18 protein-coding genes are annotated in these 18247 nt (G+C 50.8%); 12 read left to right on the top strand and 6 right to left on the bottom strand.

Annotation, left to right across the window (positions count from 1 at the left end; genetic code table 11):
• Positions 1–29 precede the first annotated feature (29 nt).
• Positions 30–764, top strand: a complete 735-nt coding sequence (locus BM359_RS08705) for an EAL domain-containing protein (RefSeq protein ID WP_054491163.1) — start codon at positions 30–32, stop codon at positions 762–764.
• Positions 765–796: 32 nt separating this feature from the next.
• Here the strand turns inward: BM359_RS08705 and BM359_RS08700 are convergent, their stop codons facing one another.
• Both BM359_RS08700 and mutH read right to left on the bottom strand, forming a co-directional pair.
• Positions 797–1468 (bottom strand): DUF2982 domain-containing protein, encoded by a 672-nt coding sequence (locus tag BM359_RS08700; RefSeq protein WP_054491162.1) that lies wholly within the window; start codon positions 1466–1468, stop codon positions 797–799.
• Between the two features lie 58 nt (positions 1469–1526).
• On the bottom strand, positions 1527–2201 hold the full coding sequence (gene mutH, locus BM359_RS08695) for a DNA mismatch repair endonuclease MutH (RefSeq protein WP_054491161.1): 675 nt from the start codon (positions 2199–2201) through the stop codon (positions 1527–1529).
• A gap of 94 nt (positions 2202–2295) precedes the next feature.
• On the opposite strand from mutH, the gene rppH reads away from it, so the two are divergent.
• The 4 genes from rppH to lgt are packed head-to-tail and all read left to right on the top strand — an operon-like array spanning position 2296 to position 6690.
• Positions 2296–2808 carry an RNA pyrophosphohydrolase gene (rppH, locus tag BM359_RS08690; protein WP_054491160.1) on the top strand — a complete coding sequence of 171 codons (513 nt, stop codon included), beginning with the start codon at positions 2296–2298 and terminating at the stop codon, positions 2806–2808.
• Positions 2809–2813: 5 nt separating this feature from the next.
• Entirely contained in the window at positions 2814–5084 is a 2271-nt protein-coding gene (gene ptsP, locus BM359_RS08685; protein WP_054491182.1) for a phosphoenolpyruvate--protein phosphotransferase, read from the top strand.
• Between the two features lie 2 nt (positions 5085–5086).
• Positions 5087–5878, top strand: coding sequence for a sulfite exporter TauE/SafE family protein (locus tag BM359_RS08680; protein ID WP_054491159.1), 792 nt, complete (start codon positions 5087–5089; stop codon positions 5876–5878).
• Positions 5879–5901: 23 nt separating this feature from the next.
• Positions 5902–6690 carry a prolipoprotein diacylglyceryl transferase gene (lgt, locus tag BM359_RS08675; RefSeq protein ID WP_054491158.1) on the top strand — a complete coding sequence of 263 codons (789 nt, stop codon included), beginning with the start codon at positions 5902–5904 and terminating at the stop codon, positions 6688–6690.
• A gap of 204 nt (positions 6691–6894) precedes the next feature.
• Here the strand turns inward: lgt and BM359_RS08670 are convergent, their stop codons facing one another.
• From BM359_RS08670 to BM359_RS08660, 3 genes are all read right to left on the bottom strand, one after another.
• A complete protein-coding gene (locus tag BM359_RS08670) occupies positions 6895–7746 on the bottom strand; it encodes a thymidylate synthase (RefSeq protein WP_054491157.1) in 852 nt (283 codons plus the stop codon).
• Between the two features lie 62 nt (positions 7747–7808).
• Positions 7809–8087: a helix-turn-helix transcriptional regulator gene (locus BM359_RS08665; RefSeq protein ID WP_054491156.1), complete on the bottom strand. Its 279-nt coding sequence runs from the start codon at positions 8085–8087 to the stop codon at positions 7809–7811.
• Positions 8080–9411 carry a HipA domain-containing protein gene (locus BM359_RS08660; RefSeq protein WP_054491155.1) on the bottom strand — a complete coding sequence of 444 codons (1332 nt, stop codon included), beginning with the start codon at positions 9409–9411 and terminating at the stop codon, positions 8080–8082. The genes BM359_RS08665 and BM359_RS08660 overlap by 8 nt, the downstream gene beginning before the upstream one ends.
• Positions 9412–9602: 191 nt before the next feature.
• Between BM359_RS08660 and BM359_RS08655 the strand changes: the two genes are divergently transcribed.
• The 3 genes from BM359_RS08655 to tcdA are packed head-to-tail and all read left to right on the top strand — an operon-like array spanning position 9603 to position 11816.
• Positions 9603–10631: a response regulator gene (locus BM359_RS08655; RefSeq protein WP_054491154.1), complete on the top strand. Its 1029-nt coding sequence runs from the start codon at positions 9603–9605 to the stop codon at positions 10629–10631.
• Entirely contained in the window at positions 10628–11047 is a 420-nt protein-coding gene (locus BM359_RS08650) for a PAS domain-containing protein (protein WP_054491153.1), read from the top strand. The genes BM359_RS08655 and BM359_RS08650 overlap by 4 nt, the downstream gene beginning before the upstream one ends.
• On the top strand, positions 11040–11816 hold the full coding sequence (tcdA, locus tag BM359_RS08645; RefSeq protein ID WP_054491152.1) for a tRNA cyclic N6-threonylcarbamoyladenosine(37) synthase TcdA: 777 nt from the start codon (positions 11040–11042) through the stop codon (positions 11814–11816). The genes BM359_RS08650 and tcdA overlap by 8 nt, the downstream gene beginning before the upstream one ends.
• Before the next feature lie 135 nt (positions 11817–11951).
• Here tcdA and BM359_RS08640 read toward each other — a convergent pair whose 3' ends face one another.
• Positions 11952–12317: a SufE family protein gene (locus tag BM359_RS08640; RefSeq protein ID WP_054491151.1), complete on the bottom strand. Its 366-nt coding sequence runs from the start codon at positions 12315–12317 to the stop codon at positions 11952–11954.
• Between the two features lie 124 nt (positions 12318–12441).
• Here BM359_RS08640 and BM359_RS08635 point away from each other — a divergent pair, with 124 nt between their 5' ends.
• The 4 genes from BM359_RS08635 to BM359_RS08620 all read left to right on the top strand — a co-directional run bounded on the left by BM359_RS08635 (position 12442) and on the right by BM359_RS08620 (position 18247).
• Positions 12442–13191 carry an electron transfer flavoprotein subunit beta/FixA family protein gene (locus BM359_RS08635; protein ID WP_054491150.1) on the top strand — a complete coding sequence of 250 codons (750 nt, stop codon included), beginning with the start codon at positions 12442–12444 and terminating at the stop codon, positions 13189–13191.
• Positions 13188–14117 (top strand): electron transfer flavoprotein subunit alpha/FixB family protein, encoded by a 930-nt coding sequence (locus BM359_RS08630; protein ID WP_054491149.1) that lies wholly within the window; start codon positions 13188–13190, stop codon positions 14115–14117. Before BM359_RS08635 ends, BM359_RS08630 begins: the two co-directional genes overlap by 4 nt.
• A gap of 191 nt (positions 14118–14308) precedes the next feature.
• Entirely contained in the window at positions 14309–16153 is a 1845-nt protein-coding gene (locus BM359_RS08625) for a DUF1302 domain-containing protein (protein WP_234972484.1), read from the top strand.
• A gap of 75 nt (positions 16154–16228) precedes the next feature.
• Positions 16229–18247 carry an alpha/beta hydrolase family protein gene (locus tag BM359_RS08620; protein WP_054491147.1) on the top strand — a complete coding sequence of 673 codons (2019 nt, stop codon included), beginning with the start codon at positions 16229–16231 and terminating at the stop codon, positions 18245–18247.

Below are 18247 nucleotides of genomic sequence, written 5' to 3'. Positions count from 1 at the left end.
GAGCTATACAACTTCTTTGAGGATAGTCTATGTCTGCTTGCCCAACCTGTAACTGCCGCAAACCTCTTGGGTTTGGCATTAAAATGGCGTTTCAGCCAATTGTAGACATCTCCAGTAAAACGGTGTTCGCTTACGAGGCGTTGGTTCGTGGCGAAAACGGTGAAGGCGCGGGCCGCATACTGGGGCAGGTGACTGAAGACAATAAATACACCTTTGACCAAAGTTGTCGGGTGAAAGCTATTGAAACGGCTTCGCGCATTAAATTGCCGGGTAATTTAAGCATTAACTTTATGCCTAATGCCATTTATGAGCCCGAAACCTGTCTGGCAAAAACCCTGGAAACGGCGACGAGAACCAACTTTGACCGTAATAACATCATTTTTGAGGTCACTGAGCAGGAGCAAGTAGTCAGTCAGCAGTTTTTAGTAGAAGTATTTGAGGCTTATCGCAAAGAAGGTTTCAAAACGGCCATTGACGATTTTGGCGCCGGTTATGCCGGACTGAATTTGTTGTCCGACTTTCAGCCCGACATTCTGAAAATTGACATGAAACTGATTCGTGATATCTGCCAGAATAAAGTCAAACAAACCCTGGTTCGCTCTATTCAACAAATTGGTGAAGAGCTTGGCATTCAGCTTATTGCCGAGGGCATTGAAACCGACGACGAATACAAATACCTGCGCGACAGCGGAATTACTCTAATGCAGGGGTATTACTTTCAAAAGCCTATGCTGGAAGCGATTCAGGACGTTAATTTCCCGTAATTGGACGTTTGTCGCCTGACGTAAACGTCCGGCTACTCACTCCCATCCCGTGTTGCCTGTAACTTTTGCAAATGCGCTTTAAAGTCGTAAATGTCGCGGTCAAGTGCCGCAGAGCTTACGTATAAGTCGTAGCCAAGCAGCTCGCGCATTTGTTCCATGCGTTTACCAAAGACCCCAATAAGCCCTTTGTAAACCTTACCGCTAGGGCTTATGTAGCTGTCCGGAATATCGAAGTAGGGCGTGTAATCTTCCCGATCCGGAGCCTGGTGCCGCAGCGCCATGGTCAGCAACTGGCGTTGTTCAAACAGCAGGGCAGAGGCTAAGCGTGGTGAAATGTCGTCCAGAACCTCCTCCACGTGGTAAAGCCGGAAGCCAATAAATGGCGCGTCTTCTAGCTCCATAACCCGGTTCACCCTCGGTACGTCATAGCGAATAATGTTCTCCCAGCGGATCTCCCACTGACCACGGCGGTGCAAATAGCGAATGCCCTCGGGGGTTATTACCAACGACACCGGAGGTTCTATCAATTTGCCGATGCCCAGCAGCATCAGAATGCCGGACGCCGCTCCCAATACCACCGATAAACCAACCGGAATGTCGTTGCGGATCAGATGTAAAAATACCAGCAAGGCAAAGAGTAAAAGCGCTAAGCCACAAAAGGTCAGAGCGTTGCGTCGGGCCTGAGGGCTGACATCAAATTGCATAGTTCCTCCTAAGCTGACGATCATCTCACCTGACATCAATGTCAGGCTACGTCATTGTTTATGCAAACATCCGCTGCAATATTCTGCGGGTGAACTCTTTTTTCAAATAAAAACCCCGGGGGCGTACTTCAATGATAGTCCCCTCCGGGCCAATAGCTTCGGTCAGCGCTGAACCGTCTGCCGCTTTTGGACGAATTTGCATGGCTTCACCCTGGCGCGCGGTAATACTCTCAACCTGTCCCAGCGCTATGCGGTCCATGTGCTCTTCCCAGTCGTTGCGCAGCAGGGCTTCTTCCCCGGCGCTGGGTATCCATAAAAAAGCACTGCCCACCACGCGTTCCGCCAAAGGGACATCGCGTCGTCCATCAATGGGCAGCCACAACACCTGTTGTAATTTATTTCGTACGTTAGAAGTGGCCCATTGGACGCCCTGAATATTCACCAGCGGAGCCGTGCACACAAAGGTAGTTTCTAAAGGCTCACCTGCGGGTGTTACCGGCAGGGTTTTGAGCTCCACACCAAGTTCGGGGAAGTCCTGCGTGGGCTTAGAGCCCGCAGTAGCACCCAGTTGCAGCTCTAACAGTTGCCCAACCCAGCCTTTGTCGCGGCGCAAATCTTTAGGTACCTGTAACCCGGTTTCTGCAGCCAGTTCAGCAAAAGAACGGCCGGCTAAAGCGGCGGCGCGCTGGAACAGTTCGTCGATAGATTGAGGGCGTTGTGGCTTGTGGGTCATGACTTAATTCTTCGTAAATAGTGAATCAGCATTTGCCCGCAACCGGGCTTTATGGAAGAATCCACTGTAACAGAGAATAATTGAGGATGCTCGCGTGATAGATGCAGAAGGATTCCGGGCAAACGTAGGAATCGTCATCTGTAACGGGCATGGGCAGGTATTTTGGGCTCGTCGAATCAACCAGCAGAGCTGGCAGTTTCCGCAAGGCGGAATTCATGAAGGCGAGACCCCTGAGCAGGCAATGTACCGCGAACTCTATGAAGAGGTCGGGTTAAAGCCGGAGCAGGTTGAAATTCTGTACACCAGCCGTCAATGGTTGCGTTATCGCTTACCAAAGCGCTTGATTCGACGTGAACAACGGCCCATGTGTGTTGGACAAAAGCAAAAGTGGTTTTTGTTACGACTAAAATGTCGTGAAGAAGACGTAGATGTTTTACATTCAGGTCATCCTGAATTTGATGGCTGGCGCTGGGTCAGTTATTGGTATCCGGTGCGGCAGGTCGTATCCTTCAAGCGCGATGTTTATCGTCGGGTGATGAAAGAGTTTGCCTCACACGCTATGCCATTTCGTGCTTCGGGAGGGCGTCAGCACAGGCGCAAACGATAAACATGATGCTGGTCACACTGCAAAGGATAGTAGAGGGCGTAAACAAAGCACCTGATTTCAGCATGGCGTTAAACACCATGGTGGGGCAGGTGCGCGAAGCCTTAGAAACCGACAGTTGCAGTGTGTTTTTGGCCGACAACGACCAAAAGCAGTTTGTTATGGCCGCCAGCGACGGTCTGCGCGCTGAAGACGGCAAGCCTGTTCGGGTCGACTTTGGTGAAGGTATCATCAGTTTAGCGGCGCAACGGGAAGAGCCCCTGAACATTGCCGATGCCAGCAATCATCCCGCCAACAAAAAGCTCAGCGACACCAACGAAAGTATTTACCGGGGCTTGTTAGCCGCGCCCATTATCCACCGCCGTAAAGTGCTGGGTATTGTTGTGGTTCATCAAAGTGTGGCCCGCAGCTTCAGCCGCGAAGAAGAAGCCTTTATCGTTACCCTGGCGGCACAGCTGGCCGCGGTTATCGCCCACGCCGATGCCAAAGGTTTGCTGGTCAGTGAACACTCACCCTGGATACACAGTCTGCGTGGTCTGCCCGGCTCAGCAGGTGTTGCTGTGGGTGAGGCTTATGTCTCACGACCCGAAGCAAGGCTAGACGAAGTAACGCCGCGTCGTTCGGACAAACCCATTCATGAAATTCGTAAGTTTCGCCAGGCCGTAGCCCGTACCCGTGCCGACTTAAAAGAGCTGTCCATGCGTATGGCTGGGCAAGTGCCGGACGACACCCTGGCCATATTCGATGTGTATCAGGGCATGTTAGACGCCGCCAGTATGGGCGACGCCGTTGAAAACATGATCAAAGAAGGCTGGCGCGCGCAAACCGCATTAAAATACGTGGTTGAGCAGTTTGTGGCGCAGTTCGAGGCGTTAGAAGACTCTTACTTACAGGAACGCGCAACCGACGTACGCGACATAGGCCAACGGGTGCTGATGCATCTGCAAAACCGGCAACGCAGACGTAAACCCCTGCCGGACAGTTTCATTTTGGTGGCGGACGAAGTCACGGCGTCCATGTTGGCGGAGCTGCCGCGTGAGCAAATTGCCGGCATTATTTCGTTAAACGGTTCCAGTAACTCGCACGCCGCTATTATGGCGCGCAGCATGAACATTCCTGCCGTGCTGGGTGTTGATGACATAGAACTGCACTTTTTCTCCGACAAACTGCTGGCAGTAGACGGCTACACCGGTGAAATTTACATTGATCCACCCGCGCAAGTTTTAGCCGAGTTCCATCAACTGGCGGAAGAAGAGCAAGAGCTGCGCGACATTGTTGCCGAGCACAGTCACTTACCGGCGGAAACTCAGGACGGTCAACGCATTAGTCTGCACCTGAACCTGGGGCTGGACGTTACCCACGACTACTTAAAAACGCTGAACATAGACGGTGTAGGCCTGTATCGCTCTGAAATTCCGTTCATGATGCGGGACCAGCTACCCACCGAGGACGAGCAAACCGAAATGTATCAGGAAGTGCTGGAACAGTTTCCTGACCAGCCGGTGGTTATGCGCACACTGGATGTAGGCGGCGACAAGCCGTTGCCTTACTTTCCGCTAAAAGAAGACAACCCCTTTCTGGGCTGGCGTGGCATACGGTTAACGCTGGACCATCCAGAAATTTTCCTGATTCAAATTCGCGCCATGTTGCGCGCCAGTATCGGCAAAAGCAATTTGCGCATATTACTGCCCATGATAACCAGTACCAGCGAAGTGGACGAAGCCTCGCGGCTTATCAAGCAGGCATATTTTGAAGTGGCCGAAGAGCAGGGCTGCGAAGTGGGTGTGAATCTGTTCCAGCCGCAGCTGGGTGTCATGATAGAAGTACCGGCGGCTATTTATCAGTTGCCGGCCATGGCGAGTAAAGTCGACTTCTTCTCAGTCGGCAGCAACGACTTAACCCAGTACTTGCTGGCAGTGGATAGAAACAACCGTCGGGTTGCTAACCTTTATGACGCGTATCATCCGGCGGTATTAGCCAGCCTGGATGAAATAGCCCGGCGCTGCGAAGAAATTGGCAAGCCCGTAAGTGTCTGCGGCGAACTGGCCGGTGACCCGGGGGGTGCGCTACTGCTGGTTGCTATGGGCTACCGGCAGCTCAGTATGAACAGTTACAACGTGGACCGGGTACGCTGGATCTTGCGTAATGTGCGCTCCAGCACGCTGAATGTGATGCTGGCAAAAGCATTACAGGCGCGTAATCCGGACCAAATTCGTAAAATGATAGCCGACAAGATGGAAAGCATCGGACTTGGCGGCTTTGTCAGGGCGGGTAAATAATTATGCTACTGACGACCTGGCTCTGGTGTATTGGCGGTGGCGCAGTCGCTGGCTTGTTAGCCGGTATGCTCGGCATTGGTGGCGGTTTAATCATTGTGCCTCTGCTTATTTACCTGCTGCCGCTTATTGGTGTACCACCCGAGCTTGTTGTGCCCAGCGCCATTGCTACCAGCCTGGCAACCATTTGTATGACCACTGCCAGTGCTTCCCGCGCTCATGCAAAGCACGGGTTAATGGAAAACTTCTGGCTCATTCGGGTGCTGCCGGGCTTGTCTTTAGGCGCTATGACCGGCGCGTTTTTGGTGACCATTATTGACCCCGACTGGTTAAAGCGCATTTTTTCCATTGTATTAATTGCGCTGGCCATTCGTATGCTATTCCCGCAGAAAACCGGCGAGCCGCTAACCTCGGTATCTAAGCGTTTAGTGGCTTTAGGCAGTTACATTATTGGTACCATTTCTGGCTTGGTGGGTATTGGTGGCGGCGCGCTCACCGTACCCTTTTTAAGCCGTATGCGGCTGCCGGTACGCCAGGCTATTGCCATTTCGTCGCTGGGCAGTTTTATCATAGGCTGCAGCTCGGTCATTATGTTTATTCTAAACGGCTGGTTGTCAGGCCGTGAAACCGGCGCCTTCGGGTTAATCAACATACCGGCCTGGGTAGGCATTTCTGTGGCCTCGGTGTTATTCGCTCCGCTGGGTGCTAAACTGGCGCACAAATTACCGGTAAAACAGCTGCAGCGCGTATTTGCAGCCTTTCTTATTCTGGTTGCCATACAACTTATTTTTAATTAACCATAAAGCAGGGAGTACAAGCAGTGCCGTCAAATGACTATTGGCAGTTTCCCGCCATTGATCCTGTTATTTTCAGTATTGGGTTTATCGACATTCGCTGGTACGGCCTGGCGTACTTAGCCGCTTTTGCCTTTGCCTATTTCTGGGGCATGCGTCAAACCGAAAAAGACCCAAACTGGAGCAAAGAACAATTCAGCGACTTGCTGTTCTGGGGCTTTATTGGCGTTATTGTTGGTGGCCGTGTCGGTTATACATTCTTTTATCAGTTCGAACGCTTTGTTGATAACCCACTGTACTTGTTTTACATACACGAAGGCGGCATGTCCTTCCACGGCGGTTTACTGGGTGTTATTGCCGCTATGTACCTTTATGCCCGCAAAAAACAACGTTCATTCCTGCAGGTGGGCGACTTTGTCGCTCCGTTAGTGCCTATGGGGCTGTTCTTCGGACGCATTGGTAACTTTATTAACGGCGAGCTTTGGGGCCGGGCAGCAGAAGTGCCGTGGGCAATGTACTTCCCCAGCGGTGGGCCAGTGCCGAGACATCCGTCGCAGTTATACGAAGCCCTGCTTGAAGGCCTGCTGTTGTTTTTGCTTATTTTGTGGTTCCAGCGCAAACCGCGCGGTGTCGGTGCAGTCAGCGGTTTGTTCCTGCTCGGCTACGGTGTCGCCCGCTTTATTGTAGAGTTTTTCCGCGAACCGGACGCTCACCTAGGCCTGCTGTCTTTAGGCATGTCCATGGGGCAATGGCTAACTCTGCCAATGATCATCCTGGGTATCATTCTGATGGTTCGTGCCAAGCCCCGCGCTTAAAACGGGGCTTGGGGGACACGGTTGTTGGGTCTCATGTTTCGCTTGAGCGTTAAGGGGCGCTATGCCAGAGACGCTGCAAGTTCATCCATGAACGCTTGACGAAGGCCATCCATGGCCTTCGACACTCTGGCATAGCGCCCCTGAACACTCATAACGCTTACATGCGCCCCAACAGCCGTTTATCAGCCCCTGCTCTGTTCTAATCTATACAGCAAATGGGTACTTTATTGGTTCGTGGCACTGATAGCCACTGACGGTGAAGTCGTCTTTGCTGACCCAGGTTTCAATATCTTCAAGAGACTTAATTTCGGGGTTAATATGTAGCTGCGGCGACGGAAAAGGCTCCCGTTTCAGCTGAACATCACGCATTAACTCCAACTGGTTTTCATAAATGTGAGCGTTCACTATCTTGTGATACGCCTTGCCTGGTTTGTGCCCGGTAATCTGTGCCACCAAAGCCAGCAAAACAAAGCACTGAATTTGGTTAAAATTAAGCCCCAGCGGTACGTCGCAGCTGCGTTGGTACGAGGTTAGGTAAAGCGTGTCGCCTAACAGCGAAAAGTTGTGGGTATGCATACAGGGGCGCAAACAACCCAATTCAAATTCGCCGGGGTTATAGAAGGTGACTATTTCGCCGCGGTCATCGATGCCTTTTGACAGGTTATTAACTACTTTTTTCAACTGATCTAAGTGGCTGCCGTCCGGCTTTTGCCATGAACGCCCCTGTACTCCGTAAACGCGGCCCATGTCATCTTCACCTTGGCGGTTCGGGTTATTCAGCCAGGCTTGGTTTTCATTGGCATTGGCGTCCCAGGTTTTGCAGCCAATATCACGAAACTGAGCCGCGCTGTCGTAGCCACGCAGATACCCTAAAAGCTCAGCAATAGCTGACTTGTAATAGCTCTTTCGGGTGGTAATGAGTGGGAATTGGTTGTTGGCAACGTCGTACTCTAAGTCGGCGTTTATAATCGTTAGGCAGTTAATGCCTGTACGTTCGTTTTTAACCCAAACACCTTCGTCGACAATGCGTTGGCACAGCTCTAAGTATTGTTTCATTTTTTATATAAAATTGTGTTGTGCGTAATGTTTTATATCGTACCTGATGCAATGGCATCAGGCTACAGCTTATGGTTAACAGCCTTGGCACTGAGCCGAAGTCCGGCGGGAGCAAGCAGTTTTTCGATGATAGATAAACGCGGATCGGTCTTGCCTTTTTCAATGTCGCGCAATGTTCTATCGGCCACCCCAAGAAACTTTGCGTAATGAGCCTGATTCATCCCATATAATTCCGTTCTGATTCTCTTAATTGCAGCTCCGAGAGAGATATCGCCACTAGCCAATGCCTCTTCTATATCTTTTATTATCGCTCTGCGATCTTCTATTGATAAATTATCCATTGTGTACACCGAAACTTGCTAATTTACTTTCAAGGTTGTTAAAACCAATGGCAGGGAACTCCAGTATTTCGCGAGGACAACCATGCTGCTCTAATAAAACAGGAACACCAATTAACTTTTTCGCTAAGCTGTTCAGGAACGCCATCAACTCATCAGGTTTGCAATACTCTGTAAGCTCTTTAACCACGTTATCAAAGCGAACTATGCCGCCTTCTTCACAATCTTTTCCCCACTTAAATAAGCGGGTGACCATTTCAGGGTCTGCTTTCATCGGCGCAAAGTCGTAGATAGGGGCAAATTGAATATCACCCTCTAATTTTAAAAATGAGATATTACGCCCGTGGTTGTCTGAATTTCCGAAAGCTAAATTCAATAAATCTCTTGCCAGATACTGTTTAGCAAACTCCTGGCTCGACATCTGGGTGGTGGCTTTTATTTTATTCCAGATGTTCTCCATGACAAAAAAGTGATCCTGGTAACTGCCGGGTCCCGCATTAATCATCGAATAGATACTTTCAACGCCAACCCTGGTTGCTATTGAGTTGTCAACTTGAACGTCAAACCGTGGAAGCCAAAGGCTTACTTGAGATTCATGCTCCAGCGTCATCATGCCAGACACATTAATTGTCTCAATGCTGGTACCTTCCAGTATCTTGCTCAGCACCTGATAAAAGACACCTTCCGCGCGGAGAATATTATTGTCTCTGGCAGAGCGAGTATTCCGGGCAAACTTGGTCAGGTAGGGGGTTGCAGAAAGCCGTTTACCGGCAAAGTCACCATCAATATAGACCTCGTTATTTTCAACCATAAGCAGCAGTTTGGGAGCAACACCACCAGCCCCCGTAGCACCACCTACAGCTGCCCCCTGTTCATTTGCGTACTCCAGAAAACCGTGTTGTAACTGTGCAACATCATTAATGGAAAAGCGCTGCGTGTTATGAGCGTTCAGTTGCGAAGTGGCTTCTTTAATACGCAGGTTACCAATGGGGGACATGCAGGCGTGGGTTAATAACGCATAATTCTGCTCAAACTCGCTACGTCTACTGACATTGAGGTAATTAAGCCACCAGTCCCGAGACTTCCCTACCGGCAGCAAATCGTCAAGTAATGCAGGCCAGCTTTCGTAATCGATAGGTGTCATCGTGACGGGGGCATTAACACTACAAGCCCAGCAGTCTGTCATGCCGTAGCTGTGCACGTCCTTAATGTATTGTGGAAGATAAGCTAAGGTAACACCACTTGCCATCTGTTCACCGGCAAAGCTGATGTTGGCAGCGTCCCACCATTTTTCTTCGTTAAATAGCTGAAGTGTTACGTTTTTCATTAATATCCGGCAGTTTGTTGCTGTAATTTGGTAAGAATAGCTTATAAATCGGAATCAATCTACCGTAATTTTATTGTTTATCGATCTTTTTCGGAATCAAACTGCTGTAGTCTGAGGTTCACATACATGGCGTCAGACTGCACCATAGGTTAAACTAGGGGCATGTTTTTAAAGGCCGGGAATTTCAATCTATGACGCTAAAAGTCACCCTGTGCGATGACTCGAAAATGGCGCGGAAACAGCTATTGCGCACGCTGCCGGATGACTGGGACGCTGAGGTGCACCAGGCGGAGCAAGGTGAGCAAGCGCTTACTTGTGTGCGTGAAGGGCGTGCTGAAATCCTGTTTCTGGATTTGAATATGCCGGTAAAAGACGGCTACGAAACTCTGCAGGCCATCAAAGACGAGCAGTTAGAAACTCTGGTTATTGTGGTGTCGGGTGACATACAGCCTGAGGCGCAAAAGCGCGTGCAGTCATTAGGTGCCATGGCCTTTGTGAAAAAGCCGATGAAAGCCGAGGACGTACAAACTCTGTTGCAGCAGTTCGGCCTTTACCAGCCGGCCGGTGGACAACTAAAAGTCGCCGACCAACAAACCCAGGCTCCGTCTAATCCGCTGGATGTATACCGCGAGGTTTCAAACGTTGCCATGGGCCAGGCGGGTGATCACTTAGCCCGGGTGCTGGATACCTTTATTGAGCTGCCGGTACCTAACGTCAACTTCATAGCGCCTTCTGAACTGCACATGGCCATCGAGTCTATAGACGCCAAACAGCAAGTGGCGGCGGTGAGTCAGGGGTTTTCCGGCAGCGGTATTTTAGGCGAGGCTTTAACGCTCTTTAATGAAGCGGCTATTGACGACATTGGTAAGCTGTTAGGTGCAAAACTGGGCGAAAGCGGTTCGGTGAAGCAGCAACGTATTGAGTCGTTAATGGACGTGGCCTCTATTTTATCCTCTGCGTGTTTGAACGGTTTAGGTCAGCAGTTGCATGTGGAGTTTGCGGCGTCGCAGCCGGTATTACTGGGCGAAAACCAGCCTATGCAGGAGCTACTGAAGCACGGCGAACAGCGCTGGCAGAAAATTCTGGCCATAGAAATTGGCTATCAGTTACCGGAGCACAAACTGGCGTTTGACCTTTTACTGCTGTTCCCGGCCGACGCTGTGAAAATTCTCGACCAGCAGCTGGCGCACTGGCTGCAAAGCGAAGAGGATGACCAATGATAGACGATATGGACGAGCTGCACAGCAAGCTGAGTATTCTGGGCGCCATTGATGTAGGCATTGTGGTGGTCGATAACGACAACAATATTCAGATGTGGAATGAGTTTATGCAGAACCACAGCGGTCTGCGACCCAGCGAAGTGCGCGACAAGAATTTATTCCGCTGCTGCCCGGGTATCGATGAGATCTGGTTTCAGCGTAAAATGGACCGCGTGCGGCAATTAAACTCGCGGGTGTTTATTACCTGGCAGCAACGTCCTTACGTGTTTCGTTTTCGCCACAGCCGGCCCATAAGTGGGCAGAGCGAATGGATGTACCAAAACGTGACCCTAATTCCGCTTAAGAACCCGCGTGGTGAAGTTCATCAGGTGGGCATTATTATCTACGATGTGAGTGAACAACCCAGTCATGAGTGAAGTACCCGATCCGCGTTTTGGTGGTGTGAGCCGTGTTTACGGACAACAAGCGCTTAACCATTTTCAGCAGTTACACATAGTGGTCGCCGGGCTTGGCGGCGTTGGCTCCTGGGCGGTGGAAGCACTGGCGCGCACCGGCATTGGCAAGCTCACACTCATTGACTTAGACGATGTCTGTACCACCAATATTAACCGTCAGTTACCGGCTACCGATGACACCATTGGCCAGCTCAAGACTGAGGTGCTTGCACAACGAGTAAAATCTATTAACCCAAACTGCGAAGTTAAGGTTATTGATGATTTTTTGCTGCCCGAGAACTTCGAAGAGTATTTAACCGGCGCCGATGCTGTGCTGGACGCCATAGACAGCGTTAACACCAAAGCCGCCTTAGTAGCCTGGTGTAAACGCCGGAAGCTACGCCTGGTGGTGTGCGGCGGTGCCGGTGGGCAGATAGACCCGGGCATGATCCGCGTCGGTGACTTAGCCAAAGCCAAGCAGGATCCATTACTTGCCAAAGTGCGCTCACAACTGCGTCGCGACTACGGCTTTTCCAAGAACCCCAAGCGCAAATGGGGCGTCGACTGCGTGTATTCTGAAGAGCAACTGCGCTATCCGGTTATTTCCGGTGAGCTGGAAGGTGAAGTCACACTGCAAAAACCAGGCTCCGGCTCCATGCGCATGGACTGCAGCTCTGGCTTTGGCGCCGCCATGGTTGTTACCTGTAGCTTTGCAATGCAAGCCACCGCTGTTTTGCTGAAAAAAGTGTAGTTTGGCGATTAGCGCGACCGACGGTTATGGGAGCTACTGCGGAGGTGTGCAGCGCCAAGGATGGCGCTGCCCAAGCCCTACAGGGATGTATTTACGGGCGTCCTCCGCCGTAGCTCCTATAACCTCAGCGCTCACTCACGCCTCAATAACCCTTAGCTTCAGGGTTTTGGCGACCTGATACAGGCCGTTGCTGCGCGAGGGGCTTAGGGCGTTGTCCAGGCCTTCGGCGCGGTAAAAGGCGTCAATGTCAAAGGCGGCTATTTCCGCTACCGAGCAGCCGTCCAGTCGTTGTTGCAGCAGCGCCAGTAGCCCGCGCACAATGCGTGACTCCGAATCAAAGCGAATCACTACCGCCTCTACATCAGAAGTATCCAGCCACAGCCACACCTTTGCCTCGCAGCCACCCACCAGATGATCGTCATCACGACATTCTGCCGGATATTCTGGTAGACTTTTGGCTTGTTGAACTAAGTGACGAAAAAGCTGTTCCCAGCTGGTCATGTAAACTCTCCCTTACGGCAATAGAGTTTTATTCTCCCATAACTTGTGAGATCGACGCCAGTCTAGGATAATGACAGCACAATAAAGACCAACATTCAGAACATTCCAGAAAAAGGAAGACAACATGAAGATACTTGTCGCGGTTAAGCGCGTCATTGACTACAACGTCAAGGTGCGTGTTAAACCAGATCAGTCCGATGTCGATTTGGCGAACGTCAAAATGGCACTTAACCCATTCTGCGAAATTGCCGTAGAAGAAGCTGTACGCTTAAAAGAAGCAGGCACAGCAGACGAAGTCGTTGTAGTTTCTATTGGCCCTAAAGCGGTACAGGAGCAGTTACGTACTGCGCTGGCGTTAGGTGCTGACCGTGCTATTCAGGTTGAAACCGACGACATGCCGGACTCTTTATCTGCCGCCAAAATTCTAAAAGGTGTGGTAGAGAAAGAAGGACCGGACATGGTTATTCTGGGTAAACAGTCTATCGACTCAGACAACAACCAGACCGGCCAGATGCTGGGCGCCTTAACCGGTATGCCACAAGGTACTTTCGCGTCTAAGGTGGAAGTAGGCGACGGTTTTGTGAACGTCACCCGTGAAATTGACGGTGGTCTGCAGACCATTAAATTGAACCTGCCGGCTATTGTCACTACCGACCTGCGCCTGAACGAACCGCGTTACGCGTCGTTGCCAAATATCATGAAAGCCAAGCGTAAGCCGCTGGAAACCACAAGCCCGGACGAGCTGGGTGTGGAAGTTAAGCGCACGATTAAGCTGCTGAAAGTTGAAACACCTGCTGAACGTAGCGCCGGTGTGAAAGTAGCTGACGTAGATGAGCTGGTCGACAAACTGAAAAACGAGGCGAAAGTATTATGAGCATCTTAGTGGTAGCAGAACACGACAATAACGCGGTTGACCCTTCAACGCTGAAAACGTTAGCCGCTGCACAGAAAATCGGTGGCGACATCGAGGTACTGGTTGCCGGTAAAGGGTGCTCAACCGTTGCTGAAAATGTGGCAAAAGCCGACGGCGTGAAAAAAGTCATGCTGGCAGATAACGACGCTTACGAGCATCAGCTGGCCGAAAACATCAGTGAACTGGTTGCTGACTTAGGCAAAAACTACAGTCACATTCTGGCTCCGGCAACAACCACCGGCAAAAACTTCATGCCGCGCGTTGCTGCGTTATTAGACGTGGCACAGGTATCTGACATTATCTCGGTAGAAAGCGACGACACCTTTAAGCGTCCTATCTATGCAGGTAATGCCATTGCCACTGTGCAGTCAGAAGACAAAATTAAAGTCATTACCGTTCGTGCAACAGCGTTCGATGCTGTCGCAGAAGAAGGTGGTAGCGGCGAAGTCGAAAACATCGATTCCGTATTTAACAACGACAAATCGGAGTTTGTTGAAGAGCAACTGGCAGAATCAGAACGTCCTGACCTGACCTCAGCAGAAATCGTTATTTCTGGTGGTCGTGGTATGCAGAACGGCGAAAACTTCCACCTGCTGGAAGACGTAGCCGACAAACTGGGCGCTGCAGTGGGTGCATCACGCGCCGCGGTAGACGCTGGTTTCGTACCAAACGACATGCAGGTGGGTCAAACCGGTAAAATTGTTGCTCCGCAGCTTTATATTGCGGTAGGTATTAGTGGTGCTATCCAGCACTTAGCCGGTATGAAAGACTCTAAAGTCATTGTTGCCATCAACAAAGACGAAGAAGCCCCAATCTTCCAGGTAGCGGACTACGGTTTAGTGGCCGATTTGTTCGACGTATTACCTGAATTAAACAGCAAACTGTAATATTTGCTGAACCTTTGTAAGATTCTAAATTCGCTACTGGCGCTCCATTTTTAGCGTCAGTAGCGACATTTCCCCGCATTTTTTCCAACAACTTGTTATATTTTCGTGTTCATACACTTGCATATTTTTAACTCATCGGACATGATTCAGACATAACCGCCAAACAAGTTTAAAGGATTAGGTGGCTCACAATGAAAAGAAGAACAACTATGCTAAAAAAACTTCCTCTGGCTACGGCCATTGCACTGAGCTTTGCGGCATCAGGCCAGGCTGCTGACTTCGAAGTCGGCGATTACGAAATTAAATTCGACTCTATTCTGTCTTACGGCGCTGCATGGCGTATGGAAGATCAGGCTAACCACCTGATGCATCCGGGCAACCGCGAAGGCGGAACTGCACAGTCAAGCGTGGGTGACGACGGTAACCTGAACTTTGACAAAGGTGATTTAGTATCATCCGTAGTCAAAGGCGTACACGACTTAAGCATTGACGGCGGAAGCCACGGTGCCTTTGTGCGTTTCAACTATTGGTACGACTACGTTGTGTCTGAAGAGAACATGGCGCACGGTCACCCGGGTAACAACTACTACCCGGACACCAAACTGAACGACAGCGTATTCGACGACTACTCACAGGGTAAAGGCGTTGAATTACTGGATGCCTTTGTCTACGCTAACTTTGATTTAGGCGATATGCCAGCCAGCGTTCGTTTAGGGCGTCAGGTATTAAGCTGGGGTGAAAGTACCTTCGTCTTTAACGGTATTAACGACATTAACCCGCTGGATGTAAACGCGGCACGTCGTCCGGGCGCAGAAATTAAAGAAGCTCTGTTACCCGTTGGCATGTTGAGCACCAGCATTGGCTTAACCAATACCTTAAACTTAGAAGCTTTCTACCAGTACGAGTGGGACAACACTAAACTGGACGGCTGTGGTACTTATTTCTCAAGTGTCGATATCATCGGCGGCCCTGGCTGCGGTAAAGTGACACTGAACCCACAGTTAGTACCAGGCGACCCAAACAGCTACTTAAGTGACTTCGAGTCAGTACAAGCAGGTGCTTATATTGGCAGCAACCCTACGCTGGAAGCTTCAGACAGCGGCCAGTGGGGTGCTAACCTGCGTTACTACTCAATGGACTTAGACACAGAATTTGGTGTTTACTACCTGAACCTGCATAACAACACGCCAATTATTTCGGCGTACAACTGGACAGTGGACCCGCGTCCATTCCAGCAAGCGGCAGGCGCAGCGGGGCAACAACCAGGCTATACCTGGTCAACGCCTAATGGCTACCCGATAGACGGACCTCGTCTGGTTATTGAGTACCCAGAAGACACCAGTGTCATTGGTTTAAGTTTCAGCACCAATTTAGGCCTTTGGTCTGTAGCCGGTGAGTACAGCTACCGCGACGGTGTGCCGGTACAAATTAACACCACCGAAATTTTAACCGCCGGTTTGCGTCCAAACGTGCCAAGCACTTTTGCTGACCGCGTTAACAACGCTGAACTGGGTGAGTTAGCTCACGGCTACGACCGTATGGACGTCAGCCAGGCACAGGTCAGTTTTGTGCGCTTTGTTGACCGTCTGTGGGGCTCGGACCGCATGACCTTTGTGGGTGAAATTGCCACCAACCAGGTACACGACTTACCGGGTCTGAACGAACAACGCTACGGCCGTTTACCTTTATTTGGTAAATGCTTAAGCGCGGAAGACACTGGCGCACCAGCAGACATGAACTGCGACGGTTTTGTGACTTCAAACTCTTGGGGCTACCGTACCCGCTTCCAGTTTGAGTATCAGGACGTTTGGCAGGGCTGGAGCTTAACGCCTGTGGCTCAGTTTAACCACGACGTTAGCGGTTACTCACCAAACAGCAACTTTATTGAAGACCGTAAGTCGCTGGGCGTTAACTTAGTAGCTGACTACCTGTCTACTTACAAAGTGAGCCTGGGTTACACCACCTTCACCGGCGGTGACTACGATGCGACCACTGACCGTGACTATGCGTCAGTCAGCTTCTCTTACGCGTTCTAATACATTGATTCACACCGTGAATCACGATAAAACCGTCTCTACCGAGGCGGTTTTTTATTTTCCGGGGGAACAACAATGAAAAAATGGATAATTGCGGCAGCCGCACTGGCCTTGTCAGGCACAGCAGCAGCCCAGGAAAAGTTCGAGTTAGAAGACGTGTTCACGCTGGAATACGCATCCTCGCCGACCATTCACCCCAGCGGTGAATGGACAGTGTTTGTGCGTCAGTCCATGGACATTAACAACGACCGAAAAGTAGGGCGTTTATGGGCCAGCCTGCCCGACGGCGACATTCGTCCGTTAACCGGTGAGCAGGGCAGCGAAAGCCAGCCGGTGTGGTCACCCAGTGGTGATCGCTTAGCCTATGTCTCTACCGAAACCGGTTCACCGCAAGTGCATATCTACTGGGTAGACTCCGGCGACAGCGCGGTTGTTACACAGCTGACTCAAGCACCGTCAGGCTTAAGCTGGTCACCCGACGGCAGCCAAATTGCTTTTTCCATGTTCACACCAAAATCAAAGCCGGCTCCGGTCAGCTTACCGGGCAAACCCGAAGGCGCTAACTGGACCGAAGCGCCTAAGTACGTCGACAAAGACAATTACCGCTTCGACGGGGGTGGCTACGCAAAAGACGGCCATCAGCAAATTTACGTTATTCCGGCAACCGGTGGTTCGCCACGTCAGCTCACCGACGACGAATTTAACCACGGCGGACAGCTGGCCTGGTCACCGGACAGCAAGCACATTTTCTTTTCGGCAAACCGTCGTGACGACGCATTCCGCCAGCCGGTTAACAGCGAAATTTACCGTCTGACCTTAAGCAGCAAAAAAGTTTCAGCGGTTACCGACCGTGACGGGCCCGATGGCTCACCAAAAGTCTCGCCAAACGGTGAAAAAATTGCTTTTACCGGTTATGACGACACCAAAATGAGTTTTCAGGCAAGCAAGCTGTACGTGATGAACCTGGACGGCTCAAATGTACAGGTTCTGACTGACGATTTAGATCGCGGTGTTACCGGCTTTGAATGGGACACCGACAGCCAGGGTCTTTACTTTACCTACGACGATAAAGGCGTTGGCCAGCTAGCGCGCACCACCTTAAACGGTGAGCACACCAAACTGACTGATCGTGTCGGTGGTTTGTCTTACAGCCGCCCTTATGGCGGTGGTGACTTCAGTGTTGCTAAAGGTGACCGTATTGCCTTTACCATCTCTAACCCCATGCGTCCGGCCGAGCTGGCATTGTGGGACAGCGGCGACGTTCAGCAGCTAACGCGCTTGAACGAAGACGCATTAGGCCATAAGCAATTAGCCAAAGTGGAAGAAATTAACTACAAATCCAGCGTTGATGGTATCGACCTGCAGGGTTGGATAGCCTACCCACCAGGGTTCGATAAAGACAAAGAATACCCGCTTATGCTGGAAATTCACGGTGGTCCGCATACCAATTACGGTCCGCGTTTTGCCGCCGAAGTTCAGTTGTTTGCTGCAGCCGGCTACGTGGTGCTGTACACCAACCCGCGCGGCAGTACCAGCTACGGCTCGGACTTTGCTAACGAAATTCATCACAACTACCCAAGTCACGACTACAACGACTTAATGGACGGCGTAGACGCGGTTATCGACAAAGGCTTTATTAACGAAGACGAGCTGTTTGTCACCGGTGGTAGTGGCGGTGGTGTACTCACCGCCTGGATAGTAGGTCATACCGACCGCTTTAAAGCCGCAGTTGTGGCTAAGCCGGTCATTAACTGGTACAGCTTTGTGTTAACCGCCGATATGTACAACTTCTTCTATCAGTACTGGTTCCCGGGCATGCCATGGGACAACCTGGAACATTACATGAAGTATTCGCCTATCAGCTACGTGGGTAATGTGACTACGCCAACCATGCTGCTGACCGGTGAAAACGACTACAGAACACCCATGTCAGAAACCGAGCAGTATTATCAGGCACTGAAACTGGAAGGTGTGGACACCGCCATGGTACGCATTCAGGATTCAGGCCACGGTATTTACGCGCGGCCCAGCAACCTGATGAACAAAGTCGCCTACATCCTGCATTGGTTCGAAAAATACCGCGGGGATAAGTAG

This window comes from Idiomarina abyssalis (assembly GCF_900116625.1).
In the GTDB taxonomy this organism is placed as follows: domain Bacteria; phylum Pseudomonadota; class Gammaproteobacteria; order Enterobacterales; family Alteromonadaceae; genus Idiomarina; species Idiomarina abyssalis.
This window is presented reverse-complemented; position numbering and strand designations above follow the sequence as displayed.